This is a genomic window from Arthrobacter sp. SAFR-023, from assembly GCF_051965295.1.
Classification (GTDB): Bacteria; Actinomycetota; Actinomycetes; order Actinomycetales; family Micrococcaceae; genus Arthrobacter.
The window spans coordinates 215,378-230,505 of the sequence record NZ_JBQCMF010000002.1 but is presented as its reverse complement, the minus strand read 5'-3'; the positions used below and the strand labels follow the sequence as shown (position 1 = coordinate 230,505).

8 protein-coding genes are annotated in these 15,128 nt (G+C 67.9%); all 8 read left to right on the top strand.

Annotated features, from left to right (window positions below):
- The first annotated feature begins 116 nt into the window (after positions 1-116).
- The gene (locus ACTHQX_RS03250) at positions 117-1,019 is read left to right on the top strand and encodes an SDR family oxidoreductase (protein WP_440155601.1); all 903 of its coding nucleotides are present in this window, start codon (positions 117-119) and stop codon (positions 1,017-1,019) included.
- Positions 1,020-1,098: 79 nt separating this feature from the next.
- Positions 1,099-2,115 (top strand): biotin--[acetyl-CoA-carboxylase] ligase, encoded by a 1,017-nt coding sequence (locus ACTHQX_RS03245; protein WP_440155600.1) that lies wholly within the window; start codon positions 1,099-1,101, stop codon positions 2,113-2,115.
- A complete protein-coding gene (locus ACTHQX_RS03240) occupies positions 2,108-2,707 on the top strand; it encodes a PH domain-containing protein (protein WP_440155598.1) in 600 nt (199 codons plus the stop codon). Before ACTHQX_RS03245 ends, ACTHQX_RS03240 begins: the two co-directional genes overlap by 8 nt.
- Positions 2,697-3,932 carry an adenylate/guanylate cyclase domain-containing protein gene (locus ACTHQX_RS03235; protein WP_440155596.1) on the top strand — a complete coding sequence of 412 codons (1,236 nt, stop codon included), beginning with the start codon at positions 2,697-2,699 and terminating at the stop codon, positions 3,930-3,932. The genes ACTHQX_RS03240 and ACTHQX_RS03235 overlap by 11 nt, the downstream gene beginning before the upstream one ends.
- A gap of 237 nt (positions 3,933-4,169) precedes the next feature.
- Entirely contained in the window at positions 4,170-10,274 is a 6,105-nt protein-coding gene (locus ACTHQX_RS03230; RefSeq protein WP_440155594.1) for an Ig-like domain-containing protein, read from the top strand.
- An 81-nt stretch (positions 10,275-10,355) separates the two neighbouring features.
- Positions 10,356-11,327, top strand: a complete 972-nt coding sequence (locus tag ACTHQX_RS03225) for an AAA family ATPase (RefSeq protein ID WP_236807765.1) — start codon at positions 10,356-10,358, stop codon at positions 11,325-11,327.
- On the top strand, positions 11,293-12,669 hold the full coding sequence (locus ACTHQX_RS03220; protein ID WP_440155825.1) for a DUF58 domain-containing protein: 1,377 nt from the start codon (positions 11,293-11,295) through the stop codon (positions 12,667-12,669). Before ACTHQX_RS03225 ends, ACTHQX_RS03220 begins: the two co-directional genes overlap by 35 nt.
- A complete protein-coding gene (locus ACTHQX_RS03215) occupies positions 12,666-15,107 on the top strand; it encodes a transglutaminase family protein (RefSeq protein WP_440155592.1) in 2,442 nt (813 codons plus the stop codon). Before ACTHQX_RS03220 ends, ACTHQX_RS03215 begins: the two co-directional genes overlap by 4 nt.
- Positions 15,108-15,128: the final 21 nt, after the last annotated feature.

The following is a 15,128-nucleotide window of genomic DNA, read 5'->3' as shown; positions in this document are numbered from 1 at the left end:
TAGTCTAGTGACGCAAATTCCCGGGACCGCTGTAGGGTTCCTACAATTTTCGACCGTGGCGCAGACGGAAGCGCTGATGTTACTCGTGGGTAACAAAGTACGGCTAGAGTGTCCCTATGACTTCGAGCAGCGACGCTTACCCTGTTCCGGTGACGCCTTACCGGGCCACCGGCAGCCTTCAGGGCCGGACCATCCTGATGTCCGGAGGAAGCCGCGGGATCGGCCTGGCCATCGCCCGGCGGGCGGCGCGCGACGGTGCCAACGTGGTGCTGCTCGCCAAGACCGGAGAGCCGCATGCGAAGCTCGAAGGCACTGTCTACAGCGCCGCCGAAGAAGTGGAGGCTGCCGGCGGCAATGCCCTTCCGCTGGTGGGGGACGTCCGGAACGACGACGACGTGGCGCGCGCCGTGGACGCCGCCGTCGGCCGGTTCGGGGGAATCGACGCCGTCGTCAACAACGCCTCCGCGATCGACCTTTCGCCCACGGACACCGTGGACATGAAGCGCTACGACCTCATGCAGGACATCAACGTCCGCGGCACCTTCCTGCTCTCCAAGCTGGCGCTCCCCGCACTGCGCAAATCCTCCGGAGGCCACATCCTCACCCTCTCGCCGCCCCTGAACCTCGACCCGAAGTGGGCGGGCCGGCACCTGGCCTACACCATCGCCAAATACGGCATGAGCCTGACCACCCTGGGCCTGGCGGAGGAGCTCAGGAAGGACGGCATCTGCGTCAACTCGCTGTGGCCGCGGACGCTGATCGATACTGCCGCCATCCGGAACATGGCCGGCGGCGAGTCGATGGTCCGCGCTGCCCGCGGCCCCGAAATCATGGCCGACGCCGCCCATGCCGTGTTGACGGGGGCCGTGAACCAGGCGGGCGATGTCACTGCCGGCACCATCAACACGGGCAACTTCTATACAGACGAGCAGGTCCTGGCCGCCGCCGGCGTCACGGATTTCACGCGCTACAGCCTCGGGGCCGCCGAGGCGGACCTCGTCCCCGACATCTTCCTGTGAACCGGCATCTTCCTGTGAGCCGGCTTCTCACCACGGGCCTTCCCGGCCGTGCGGCCCGGCTAGTCGCTAGGATTCAACTATGGATGCTGCACGCCCTGACGATAGCCGTGGACCGCAGGAAAACCTGACCGGAGCGGGGGTCCTGCCCGAGCGGCCGGCCCTGGACCGGGAAGCCCTGTCCGACGCCAACTTCCTCGCCGCCACCGGCATCGCGCAGCTGACGGTTGTGGAGACCACCGGCTCCACCAACGCCGACCTTTTGCGGGCCGTGACCGTGGATCCCCAGGCCTGGCCGGACCTTGCAGTCCTGACGGCGGAGCATCAGACTGCGGCCCGTGGCCGGCTGGACCGCGTGTGGGAAGCGCCCGCCCGCAGCTCCGTCCTGGTCTCGCTGGTGCTGCGGCCCGTCAATGCTGACGGCCGCCCCCTGCCCACCCAGACCTACTCATGGCTGTCCCTCCTGGCCGCCGTCGCGCTGCGCGACGCGCTGGATGAGACGGCGGGAATTCCGGCGGAGCTGAAATGGCCGAACGATGTGCTGGTGCGCGGCGGAAAAATCGCCGGCATCCTCGCCCAGCTCGGCCCCCTGGGCGACGGATCGGTGCCGCCCGTCATCCTGGGCACCGGGCTGAACGTCACGCTCACCGAGGACGAGCTGCCGGTGCCCACGGCGACGTCCGTCCAGCTGCAGGGTGCCGGAACGGTGGACCGCACGGCCCTCCTGAAGAGCTACCTCTCCCGTTTTTGCACGCTCTACCGCAGCTTCTGCAATGCCGACGGCGATGCCACGGCCGGCCTGGCCGGCGGGCCGTCCCTGCATAAGCGCGTTGAGACGGCGATGGTCACCCTCGGCCAGCAGGTCCGCGCCCAGCTTCCCGGCGACCACGAAATCATCGGCCATGCCTCCCGGCTTGATGACTCAGGCTCCCTGCTGGTGGTGGATGCCTCTTCCCACGAGCACGTAGTAACTGCCGGGGATGTGGTCCACCTGCGGCCGTGGTCCCCGCAGGGCTCGGAGAAACACGGGGCTGCCAAGCACAGCTCTCAGAAGCACAGCTCTGACCAGCAGGGGTCCGGCGAAAGCGGTTATGCGTAAAGAACTCCTCCCGGGCGAGCAGGTCATCGTGGTGACCCGCCCGCAGCCCAGGGTGCTGTTCGTCCCGGCAGTGGTTTTCATTGTGGTGCCCGCCCTTGCCGCATTCGCAAGCGCGTGGATCATCCGCGGCGGCCTGTCCGCACTTGCCCCGGCCATCACCGCGGAAGGGACGTTCTGGGCGGTGGCCGGCTGTGTGCTGGCCGGCCTTTGGATCCTTCTGGGGTATTGCCTGCCCAGGGTGCTGCGATGGCAGAGCACCAGGTATGTCCTGACCAGCCAGCGGGTCCTGGCGCGCTACGGCATGCTCCGGCGCCGGGACCGGCAGGTTTTCCTGGCCTCGGTGCGTAATGTCACAATCAGCCAGTCGATGCTCCAGCGGATGTTGCGTTCGGGGAATATATCCTTGGATGCCGGGCACCATTTCGGCAACGTGCTGAAGGATGTGCCGGAAGTTGCCACCTTCCACAGGTTCTTGCTGGACGCCCTTGACGAGCTTCCGGACGACGAACCATTTGGATTTGGTCAGGCGCCGGATGAGCCCGGCGCCCGGTTTCCGCGGGATGTGAGAGAAGGTGGAAGAGATGAACGATGAGGATCAGCGCGGCGCCCAGCAGACAGGGACCCACGGGGCCGGCGCCCACGGGGCCCACACAGACGGGTTTGGCACTGACGGGTTTGGTGCAGACGGCTTTGATACAGACGGGTCCGGCGCACCGGACACCGGTCACCGGGAGGTGACGGACGCCGTCGTCGAAAATCCGGCCACCGGCACCCTGTCCGCGGAGCGCATAGCGGCAAAGAGTCTGGAATCAAGGCTTCTGGGCGGGGAACGCAAGCTGCGCCGCCGCGAGGTGGCGGGCGGGGTGGGCCTGTCGCTGCTCTCGGCGCGCAAACTGTGGCGAGCCCTCGGCTTCCCCAACTTCGGTGACGATGACGTCGCCTTCACGGAGCGGGACCAGGCGGCCCTGTCCACGGCTGTGGGCATGGTCCGGAACGGAAAGCTCACCGAGGAGGCTGCCATCTCGGTCACTCGTGCCATCGGGCAAATGACGGACCGCATGGTGGTGTGGCAGATCGAGGCCCTGGTTGAGGACATGGTCCACGAACAGGGGCTTACCGACGCCCAGGCCCGCAAGCGGCTGGTCCACGAACTGCCAGCCTTGGTGGATCCCCTTGAGGAGATGCTTGTCTACTCCTGGCGGCGTCAGCTCAACGCCGGTGTGCAGCGGCTGGCTGTCCGGGCCGAAGCCGGCCTGCAGGCCAGTGAGGAGGGCCGCGAAGGCGACGAGGACGATGCGCCGCTTCCGCTGGCGCGTGCCGTTGGCTTCGCCGACCTGGTGTCCTACACGAGCCTGTCAAGGCGGATGAACGAGAAGACGCTCGCCAAGCTGGTGCAGCGATTCGAGAACAAGTGCGCGGAGATCATCTCCGTGGGCGGTGGCCGGCTGGTAAAGACCGTGGGCGACGAAGTCCTCTACATTGCCGAAACGCCGGCTGCGGGCGCCGAAATATCGCTTGCCCTGGCCGAAGCCTTCACCCGGGATGAGATCCTGCCCGAGGCACGGGTTGCCATGGTCTGGGGGCGGATCCTTTCCCGCCTGGGTGACATTTACGGGCCCACCGTGAACCTCGCCGCCCGCCTCACCACGCTGGCCGATCCGGGGACCGTGCTGGTTGACTCAATGACCGCGGCGGCGCTGGACCAGGACGAGCGGTTCGTGCTCATTCCCCAAAACGTGGAGAACGTCCGGGGGTTCGGGGAGATCCAGCCGGTCACCCTGGCACGGGGACGGGGCAGGGGCCTGGTCCTGGACTGAGGCAGCGTGGGCAGTCCTCCCCATCGCGGGGACAGGACTGCGCGGGTAGGGTGGCAGCGTAACGGACGGCCCCGGCGGCTGTTCTTGGACAAGCCGCCAGCGCCATGTAATAGTCGAGGCTCAGAATTGTTCCGGCGTCTCTACGGGGGAGTGGCGGAATGTCACCGGCCCCTGATGAACATCAGGGGCTAGCAAGTCGCGCTCAGGCGGCTGTGATTTCGGGGGAATAAAAACGCTGTGTCAACTTTGTTCGGCAAGCTGGGGCTGAGGAACCGCCGCAACAAGATCGTCACCGGAACCGTCTTTTCCGCTGCTGCTGCAGCGCTGGTGGCCGGTGCCGTGATCTACCCGGGGTTCAAGACAACCGAGGTTGACCTTAACGACGGCGGCGTCTGGGTGGTCAGCAAGGCACGGAACGCCGTTGGCCGCCTCAACTACCCCTCCCGGGTCCTCGACGGTGCGGTGACCCCGGCCAGCACCACGTTCGATGTCCTGCAGAACGCCGGGAAGGTATTCGTCGACGACGAATCCGGCTCCACCCTGAACCAGGTGTCCGCCGCCAACATGAGGCTCGGCGGCGACAAGCAGCTACCCGGCTCGGCGCAGGTGAGCTTCGGCGCCGACACCATCTCGGTCACCGACCCTGCCGCCGGGAAGATGTGGGCGATGTCCCCGTCGACGGTGAACGCCTTTGATGAGGAGTCCAGCGAGCCTGCCGTGGCGGGCTCCGAAGGGCTGGTGTCCGCCGTCGGCTCCGATGACCGGATCTATTCGGCGGATCCGAAGACGGGGCAGGTGACAGTGACCACGGTGGACGCCGCGGGGGCAGCCACCGGCACCGCGTCCAGCACGTGGGACGGGCTGAAGGGCGCCGGGGACCTCCAGATCTCGGTCGTGGGGGACCAGGCCGTGGTCCTGGATGCAGCCGCCGGAAAACTGTTCCTGCCCGGCGGACGCGAGGTGCCGCTGGCTGACGCGCGGGAGGCGAAGCTCCAGCAGCCGGGCCCGGCGTCCGACTCCGTGGCCGTGGCCACCGGCAAGGCACTCCTAAAGCAGCCGCTGAACGGTGCCGCCGCGAGGGCCGTGACGTTCGGCGGCCAGGGGGTGCCGGCGGCGCCGGTGCAGCTGGGCGGCTGCGTCCACGCCGCGTGGTCCGGAGCCAACAAGTATGTCCGGGACTGCGCGAATGCCGCGGACAACAAGAACGTGCCCGTGCCCAAAGCCAGCGCCTCGCCCAGCTACGTTTTCCGGGTCAACCGGGACCTCGTGGTCCTCAACGACGTGAACTCGGGAAACGTGTGGCTGGTCAACCAGAACATGCAGCTGGTCAACAACTGGGACGACGTTGTCCCCCCTAAGAACGAGGCTGACGACCCCGAGGAGGAGTCGGCGGACGACAACACCATCAACGTCCTGCCCGACCGCACCAAGCCGAACCGTCCCCCCGAAACGAAACCCGACGCCGTCGGCGTCCGGCCCGGCCGCACCACTGTCCTCAGCGTCCTCGACAACGACTCCGACCCCGACGGCGACGTCCTGACCGCCTCTCTCGGCGCAGAAGGGCCGCGGGCCGGCAGCATCGAAAGCATCTACGGCGGGTCCGCCTTCCAGATCACGGTGCCGGCCGATGCCGCGCCCGGAACCGAGACCTTCGACTACGCCGCGGCGGACGGCCGCGGGCTCTCGGCTGGCGGCAAGGTCAGCCTGAACGTCGTTGGCCCGGACGAGAACAGGCCCCCGGCCTTCAAACGCGGAGACCCCACCACACTCCTCGTGGAGCAGGGCAAAACCGTCAGCCAGAACATCCTCACCGACTGGGCCGATCCCGACGGCGACGACCTCGTCCTGATGTCAGCCACCGCCGACAACGAGCAGGACCAGGTCAAGGTCCGCCGCGACGGCCTGCTCACCTTCCAGGACTCCGGCGCCTCAGCCGGCAAAAAAAGCGTCACCGTGTCCGTCTGGGACGGCCGAGCCACCACCACCGGCAAGGTGGTGGTCAACGTCCAGCCGCCGGGCGCACTCGCTCCCGTGGTCAACGCCGACCACGTCACCGCGGTGGTGGGCCAGGACCTGGTCATCGCGCCGCTAAAGAACGACGTCGACCCCAACGGCGGCGCGCTGCGCCTCGCCCAGGTGGAGGCCGCCGGAGCCGCAGAGCTGGGGCCGGTCACCGACGGCGGCACCTTCACCTTCCGCAGCCGCACGCCGGGGCCGGTGTACCTGACATACCTGGCCAGCAACGGACCGCAAAGCAGCCAGGGCCTCATCCGGGTGGATGTGGAATCCGGCAAGGACTCAGGAAATCCCGTCGCCGTCCACGACGTAGCGCTCCTGCCGGTGGGCGGCAGCGTCCTGCTGGACCCGCTGGCCAACGACTCGGACCCGTCCGGGGGCGTCCTGGTGCTGCAGTCCGTTGCGGTGCCGGAAAACGCCACGGCGTCGGTCAGCGTGATCGACCACAGCGTCCTGCGGATCACCGACATCGCCGGCACCAAGGACCCCTTCCTGTTCCGCTACACGATGTCCAACGGCAAGGCTTCCGCCACGGGAAGCGTCTCGGTGGTGCCTGTTCCCGCCCCCGCGGTGGTTGAAGCGCCGCAGCCCAAGCCCGACGAGGTCAACGTCCGCGTCAACGACGTCGTGACCATCCCCGTCCTGGACAACGACACGCACCCGCAGGGCGAAAAGCTGACGGTTGACCCAGTCCTGCCGCAGGCCGTCCCGGTGGAAGACGGCAAGAGTTTCGTCTCTGAGAACACCCTCCGGTTTATCGCCGGCAGCCAGCCCAAGACTGTGCGCGCCATCTACAACGCGGTGGACCCGCAAGGCCAGAAGAGCGCCGCTGCCGTCACCATCCACATCCTGCCGCTGGAGGGTGCCGAAAACTCCCGGCCGCAGCCCAAGAACCTGACCGCCCGGGTGGTGGCTGGCGGCACGGTGCGCATCCCGGTGCCGCTGGACGGCATTGATCCCGACGGCGACTCGGTCCAGCTGACGGGCATCGACAGCACGCCGGGCATGGGCACCGCGACGGCGGGCAGCAGCTTCATCGACTTCGTCGCGGCCGGCAACGGTGCCGGAACCGATACGTTCCGCTACAAGGTAGTCGACCGGCAGGGCGCCGTGAACACCGGCACTGTCACCGTCGGCATCGCACCGCGCGGGGACACCAACCAGAAGCCCACGCCGGTCGACGACCAGACCAGGGTCCGGCCCGGGCGGCAGATCGCCGTCGACGCGGCCGGCAACGACACCGATCCGGACGGGGACCTGATTAGGATAGCCAGCGACGGCATCGAGGCCGATGCCGCGCTGAAGGCCACTGTCAGCAAGCAGAGCGGCCGCATCCTCCTGCAAGCGCCCGCCACCGAAGGCACGGTCAACGTCCGTTACACCGTGGCCGACGAACGCGGGGCCTCTGCACAGGCAGCCATCCGGATGGTGGTGGACAGCAACGTCCCGCTCCGGGCGCCGATCGCCCGGGACGACCGCGTGACGTCCGCGCAGACGCTTGGCAAGACCGCCGTGGACGTCCCCGTCCTCAAGAATGACGAAGACCCTGACGGCGTGGGCGAGAACCTCAAGGTCAGCAGTGCCGCCGAAACTGCGCGGCCGGGCACGGACGGCAACGTGATCGTGGAGCTGACCGGCGAGCCGCAGCTGGTGCCCTACACCGTGGAGGACGTCGACGGCCAGAAGTCGACGGCGATCATCTGGGTGCCGGGCCTCGGCCAGCAGGTTCCCACCCTTGCCAAGGACGAGGTCCTCGAAGTGGTCGCGGGCCAGTCCGTGACCGCGAACCTCGCCGAATGGGTCAAGGTCCGGGGCGGACGTTCGCCCCGGCTGACCCAGACCGACCGGATCAAGCTCATCGGCGCGGACGGCAGCAACCCGGTGGCCGGCAACGGCACAGCCGTCAGGTACACCGCGGACAAAGACTACGTGGGCCCGGGGTCCATCACCTTCGAGGTGACGGACGGTGCCGGCCCGGACGACCCCGCCGGACTCAAAGCCACGCTGAGTATCCGCACCAAGGTGCTGCCCGACCCGAACCGCAACAACCCGCCGGTCCTTCTCGGCGGCTCGGTTGATGTTCCGCTGGGTGACTCCGCCGCCGCGGACCTGGCCAAGCTGACAACCGACCCCGACGGGGACGACGCCGACAACATGAAGTACGAGGTCGCCGGCGCGGTTCCCCAGGGCTTCAACGTGTCCCTCGACGGGGCCTCGCTGAAGGTCTCGGCCAAGGACGGGCTGCGGCCCGGCGACGGGGGAGCGGTACAGGTGAAGGCCAAGGACCCACGCGGCCTCGACTCCACCGCCACGTTCCGGCTCGCCGTTACGGCGACCAACCGGGCCAAGCCAGTGGCCAATGACGACGTGGAGGCAAACGCCGCGGCTGGCAAACCGGTGACTGTCAAGGTGCTGGCGAACGATGCCAACCCGTTCCCGGACACCCCGCTGAAGGTCATTGGCGTCGCCACGGAAACCGGCCAGGGCACTGCCGCCATCAGCGGCGATTCGGTGACGGTCACGCCGTCGGCCGGGTTCTCCGGCACCCTGATCGTGTCCTACACCGTGGGGGACAAGACCGAGGACTCATCCCGGTACGCCACCGCCCGGATCCGGCTCACGGTCAAGGACAAGCCGCTCGCACCCACCACGCCCCAGGCACAGAGTGTGGGTGACCGGACCGCGCTGCTGAACTGGACTGCCCCCGTGGACCGGGGCTCGCCCATCACCAAATACTCCGTGTACGGCGAAGGCGGATACAAGCAGGACTGCCCGGCCAACTCGTGCACCCTGAACAACCTGGTGAACAACACGAAGTACCACTTCCAGGTGACGGCGACGAACGAGTTTGGCGAGTCCGGACGCTCACCGGCGTCGGCTGAGGTCCGGCCCGACGTCAAGCCCGAGATGCCGCTGGCGCCGGGTCTGAAATTCGGCGACAAGCAACTCTCCATCGCCTGGAAGGCACCGGCCAGCAAGGGCTCACCGATCAAGTCCTACGATCTCGAAATATCTCCGGCGCCCGCCGGCCAGAACCCGCAGATCCAAAACCTGACGTCCACCAGCTACGTCTGGAAGGGCCTCACCAACGGCGTGGCCTACAAGGTACGCGTCCTCGCCCGGAACGATGCGAAGGACCCCTCGGAGTGGAGCACCTACTCCGCTGCCGTGGTGCCGGCCGGCGTGCCGGTGACGCCGGCAGCGCCGAGCGTCTCGGACGTCGCGCCGGTAGGGGACCAGAGCCAGCTCCAGGTGAACTGGACTGCTCCGGACAACAACGGGGATGCCGTTTCTTCCTACACACTCACCACGTTGCACAGTGGGGCAGTGGTCAAGAGCCAGCAGGTGGCCTCCGGCACGTCCCTGAACGTCACCGTGGCCAACTCCGAGGCGGACTATGCGTTCACCGTCTCAGCCACGAATAAGGCAGGAACGTCCGGGACCAGTGCGCAGTCCGCTCCCATCCGGGCTGCGGGAAAACCCGGTTCGGTTAGCAGCGGTACTGTTCACGCCCCTGGAAACACCGGCCAGCTGAAGATCACCTTTGCTCCGCTGACCCAGACCCAGCGAAACGGGTCCCAGGCTTCGGAGATTGGCTACCGCTGGACCACCGCCTACGGCTCCGGCCCCATCAGTGCACCCGGCGGCACCATCTACGGGCAGCCGAACGGCAAAGACATCACGGTGAACATCATTGCCTTCTCAACGAAGAACAACATCTCAGGGGATGCCAAGGCCATTGGTTCCGCTGTTCCCTATGGTGCGCCGGCCACGCCAGTGGTCACCGGCGAGACGTCAGCCAAGGGGGACCCGCAGGTTCACTGGACCTGGAACGCGCCCTACGACAACGGCCGGGTCATCAACCGCTACGAGGTCAGCTTCGACGGCGGCGGGTTTACGTCGGTGGGGCTGAAACGCCAGTACAACCGTGACGGCGGAGGCTGGAGCCAGCGGCATACACTTCGGGTCCGTGCCTGCAACGGAACCGACGGCGACAAGGACTGCGGACAGCCGGGCTCTGCCGTCGCCACGTCTGGTGCCGATCCCACGCCTCCACTGACCCAGGTCCGGGTGAAGCAGTCCGACAACAACAGCTGCCCCGGCAAGCCCGGCGTCCCCGACCGGTACAACGCCGCGACGAGGAGCTGCGGCGGCAGCGACGCCAACTGGGTGTCCTACTCCGATGGCTGGATCCCCACCACCTGCTGGTCCGAAATCTACAACAACGGAACGCGCTGGTACCTGATGGACGGCGGGCCGCACAGCGGCTGGTACGTCAAGGGCACCACAGTGGACATCCGCGGCCCGGGCGTGGGGCAGTGCTGACCATTCCGGCCCACCGCTTTTTTGAACGCCACCGCCTGCTGAGAACGAATATGCCTGCAATTACACAGAAGAGGAACAACCATGACAATGACTAGCGAGCAGGCCGACTGGTTTGCAGGGACGTTTGAGAAGCTCGTCGCCAATGTGGGCCAGGCCGTTCTGGGCAAAGCGCACGTCATTCGCCTGACCTTCACCGCGATGCTCGCCGAGGGCCACGTCCTCTTTGAAGATGCACCCGGCACCGGCAAGACGTCGCTCGCCCGGGCCCTCGCCGCCACCGTCCAGGGGTCCAACAGCCGCATCCAGTTCACGCCGGACCTGCTGCCCTCCGATGTCACCGGCGTGACCATTTACGACCAGAAGACCCAGAAGTTCGAATTCCACAAGGGACCGATCTTCAGCAACATCGTGCTCGCCGACGAGATCAACCGCGCCTCGCCCAAGACGCAGTCGGCCCTGCTGGAAGTCATGGAGGAGTCCCGCGTCACTGTGGACGGCACCACCTACGAAGCCGGACGGCCGTTCATGGTGCTGGCCACGCAGAACCCGATCGAGCAGGCGGGCACGTACCGGCTGCCCGAGGCCCAGCTGGACCGCTTCCTGCTGAAGACCTCCATCGGCTATCCGGACCACGCCTCCACCGTCCAGCTCCTGGGCGGGTCCAACCTCAAGGACCGGTCCCGGGACCTGCAGCCCGTCATCACCACGCAGGCCGTGGCTGACATGGCGGATCTTGCCGCCACCACACACGTCGATACGGCCGTGCTGGAGTACATCTCCCGGCTCTGCGAGGAAACCCGCAACGCTCCGGAGACCCGTCTGGGTGTGTCGGTCCGCGGCGCCCTGGCGATGGTCCGGGCGGCCAAGGTCTGGGCCGCGAGCCAGGGGCGCAACTTTGTCCTGCCGGATGACATCAAGGACCTCGCCGGCGTCGTCTGGACCCACCGTTTCGTGATGGACCCCGAGGCAGAGTTCTCCGGGGCGACGGCGGAAGCCGTTCTGGGACGTGTCCTGGCTGATGTCGCAGCGCCGCAGCAGCGCGCCGCCGTCTAGCGTGCAGCGGTTTAAGGTGCGGGTGCCCCAGGTGCGGCGCTCTGGCGTGCGGCGGCCCGGGCTGCCGCTGCCCAAGGTGCAGCGCCAAGTTCGCCCGTCCAGGGTGTGGTCCGAGGCCAGCGGCCTGGCGCGGCTCGCGCTGGGCCCGGCTTGGCGGATGGCCGACGGCGTGTGGGGCCGCCGCGTCCGGCCTGTCCTGTCCGTGGTCAGTGTCCTCGGCTGGTCCGTGCTCGCCGCTGCAGTTCTCCTGTGGGCGGCCGGAAACGCCTACGGCTGGCAGGAGGCCAAGGCTGCCGCCATTGCGGCGGTGGTCCTCTTCGTCATCGCCGGCGGCTTCATCCTGGGCAGGTCCTCCTATGGGGTCCTGCTTGACCTGGCGCGGACCCGGGTGGCGGTGGGGGACAGCGCGGTGGGAAGCATTGCGGTGTCCAACACGTCTGCCCGGCCGCTCCTGCCGGCTGACCTCGAACTGCCCGTCGGGGCAGCCACCGCCGTCTTCCACCTCCCGCGGATGAAGCCGCAGCAGGTGCACGAGGATCTGTTCACCATCCCGACGGCGCGCAGGGCCGTCATCGTGGTGGGTCCGGTGCGCTCCGTCCGTGCCGATCCGCTGCACCTGCTCCGCCGGCAGGTGCTCTGGACGGAGCCGCAGGACCTGTACGTGCATCCCCGGACCGTGGCACTCGCCGGCTCCGCCGCGGGGTTCATCCGCGACCTGGAAGGCATGCCCACCACGGAACTGTCCAGCGCGGATGTTTCCTTCCACGCGCTGCGCGACTACGTCCCGGGGGACGACCGGCGGCACATCCACTGGAAAACCACGGCCCGGACCAACAAGCTCATGGTCCGCCAGTTCGAGGAAACCCGCCGTGCCCACTTGGCCATTTCGCTGTCCATCAACACCGACGAATACGCCTCGGAAGAGGAGTTCGAGCTGGCCATCTCGGCAGCCGCGTCGATCGGACGCCAGGCCATCCGCGAGCAGCGCGAACTGGACGTCCTGACCCAGGCGGGTCCGCTGCGCTGCGAGACCGGCCGCAACATGCTGGACGACATGACCAGGGTGGTCGGCACCCCGCTGCGGAAGACCGCCGTCGACCTCGCGCGCACGCTTGCCGACACCGTGCCCAACGCCTCCGTGGTCTTCTTCGTGGTGGGCAGCCAGGTGACGCCCGCCCAGCTGCGCTCCGCCGCCGCCTCGGTGCCGCCCGGCGTCCGAAGCCTCGCCGTGCTGGTCGACCTGGGCGCCGCCCCGGCCCGCGCCAACATCGGCGACCTCACGGTCCTCACCGTGGGTGACCTCGCCGACCTTCCCTCCGTCCTGCGAAAGGCTGCAGCATGAGTGAGGCCACAGGTCTCCGCCCCCGCCGTTCAACCCGGACAGGCCGCCCGGAAAGCCCCCGCCGCCCGGTCACGCCGGCCGCCCAGTCCGCCTTCGCCGACGGCCGGCCGCTGTGGCATTTTGTGCTCGACGGCGGTGCCCTCACCGTTCTGCTCGGGCTGGGTGTCCTCGGGTTCAGCCTCAGCTTCGGCGGAGACCCGTATTACCTGATGGCTGGTTTCGGCGGGATCATCCTGGGCCTGGCCATCGCTGCCTGCAACGCCCATTTCCGGCTGGGGCTGGTGATCACCACGGCCGCAGCCTTCGGCGCCTACGTGGTGCTGGGGACAGTCCTCGCCGTTCCCGATGCCGCGGTGGCCGGATTCCTCCCCAGCCTCGAATCCCTGCGGACGCTGTTGCTCGGCGTCGTCTTCTCGTGGAAGGACATGCTGACCGTCGGAGTGCCCGTGGGCACCGCGGGCGGGGTGCTGATCGTTCCGTTCCTGAGCTCGCTCATCACGGCCGTGGCCGCCGGTGTCCTGACCTGGCGGATCCGGAGCCCCTACTGGCCGCTCCTGCCGGTCCTGGTCCTGTTTGTCACCGGCATCGCCTTCAGCACCAATGCCGGGTTCCTGACCGTGGAAAGGGGCATCGCGCTAACGGTGGTGGGCATCGCCTGGGCCACCTTCCGGCGGGACGCCCTGCGCCGGCGCGACACCCGCAAGGTCTCGGTGAACCGTCCCCAGTATGACGCCGGCACCGCCGGGAAGGCACGCATGCGCCGCCTCGCCGCTGGAGCCGCGGTGCTGGCGGCAACGGTGGGAATAACCGCGGCCGTGTCGCCGCTCATCGCCGCCGGTGACGAGCGGCGCGTCCTCCGCAACGTCGTCGTTCCGCCCTTTGATCCCAAGGACTACGTCACGCCGCTGGCGAGCTTCCGGAACTTCGTCAAGGACAAGAAGGACGACGCCCTGTTCACGGTCAAGGGTCTGCCCAAGGACGCCCGGGTCCGGCTCGGGGCACTGGATTCCTTCAACGGCACCAACTACGCGATGGATCCTAACGGTTCCGGCAGCTTCAGCAAGGTCGGTGACGCGAAGTCAATCAACACACTCGCCGACGCCACGGACACGGTCCCGACGAATGACTACAGCCTGGACATCACCATTGATGACTACCAGGGGTACTTCGTTCCTGGCGGCCGGAAGACCACCGGACTCAGCTTCGGCCAGGGCTCGTCCGGCGCTGCTTCAGGGCTTTACTTCAACTCCGGAACCGACACCGCGGTGACCAGGCAGGGCCTGTCCCGGGGTGACTCCTACACTGTCCAGGTCTCGGACCCGGTGAAGCTGGAGCACGGGCAGCTGACGCAATACGATTTCGCCAGGATCAGCCTTCCGGACACCAGCGACGTGCCGCCGGTGGTGGGCGCCCAGGCCAACGACCTGGCCGCGGACGCCCCAACCGCTGTGGACCAGGTCCGGCAGATCGAGGCCCATTTCCAGAAGAAGGGGGCCTTCAGCAACGGGCTCATTGCCGACGGGCAGCTTCCCAGCGTCTCCGGGCACGGAGCGGGGCGTATCCGCGACCTGCTGACCGCAAAGCAGATGCTGGGCGACGATGAGCAGTATGCCGTGGCGATGTCCCTGATGCTGCGGCACCGGGGCATCCCCTCGCGCGTGGTCATGGGGTTTTACCCCGATCCGAAGAGCCCGGAAAACGGAGCCGGCGAAGTCAAGATCATGGGCAAGGACGTCCACGCCTGGGTGGAGGTGGCGTTCGACCGGGTGGGCTGGGTGGCCTTCGACCCCACACCGCCCAAGGACAACGTTCCCATCCCGCCCGACCCGGAAAGCAAGTCCAAGCCGAAGCCGCAGGTCCTGCAGCCGCCGCCCCCGCCGCAGGAACCCGCCGACCTGCCGCCGGACTCCTCTCCCGACGCGCTCGACGCCGACGAGAAGAAGAACAATCCCTGGCTGCTGTGGGGTCCCATCCTCACGGCCATCGGCATCGCCATGATTCCCGTAGGCATCCTCGCGCTGCCGCTGCTGCTCATCGCCCTGCTGAAGTCCCGGCGCCGGAAGGCCCGCTTTACGGGCGGCGATCCTGCCCAGCGGGTCGGCGGCGGCTGGAACGAGGTCCTCAGCCTGGCAACGGACATGGGCGCCGCCGTGGACAGCCGCGCAACCAGGCGGGAAACCGCGGCGGTTGTTGCCGAGGCGTTTCCCGCCACCGGCGCCACCACCACCGTGCTGGCGCACCGGGCTGACGCCTCCATCTTCGGGGCCGGGCAGCCGAGCGAGGATGAGGTCCGTCAGTACTGGGACGTGGTGGATGGCTCACTCAAGGAGATGACCGGGACGGTCGGCTTCTGGCGGCGGCAGCGGGCGCGGTTCTCGCCCCGGTCGCTGCTGGCCGAGGCCCGGACCGCACTCGCCGCACGGGGGTTCCGCCGGTGAACCCTTCACCTGTAACCGGCG

Coding starts and splice junctions, on each gene's coding strand:
- ACTHQX_RS03250 (WP_440155601.1), top strand. CDS start 117: ATGACTTCGAGCAGCGACGCTTACCCTGTTCCGGTGACGCCTTACCGG.
- ACTHQX_RS03245 (WP_440155600.1), top strand. CDS start 1,099: ATGGATGCTGCACGCCCTGACGATAGCCGTGGACCGCAGGAAAACCTG.
- ACTHQX_RS03240 (WP_440155598.1), top strand. CDS start 2,108: ATGCGTAAAGAACTCCTCCCGGGCGAGCAGGTCATCGTGGTGACCCGC.
- ACTHQX_RS03235 (WP_440155596.1), top strand. CDS start 2,697: ATGAACGATGAGGATCAGCGCGGCGCCCAGCAGACAGGGACCCACGGG.
- ACTHQX_RS03225 (WP_236807765.1), top strand. CDS start 10,356: ATGACAATGACTAGCGAGCAGGCCGACTGGTTTGCAGGGACGTTTGAG.
- ACTHQX_RS03220 (WP_440155825.1), top strand. CDS start 11,293: ATGTCGCAGCGCCGCAGCAGCGCGCCGCCGTCTAGCGTGCAGCGGTTT.
- ACTHQX_RS03215 (WP_440155592.1), top strand. CDS start 12,666: ATGAGTGAGGCCACAGGTCTCCGCCCCCGCCGTTCAACCCGGACAGGC.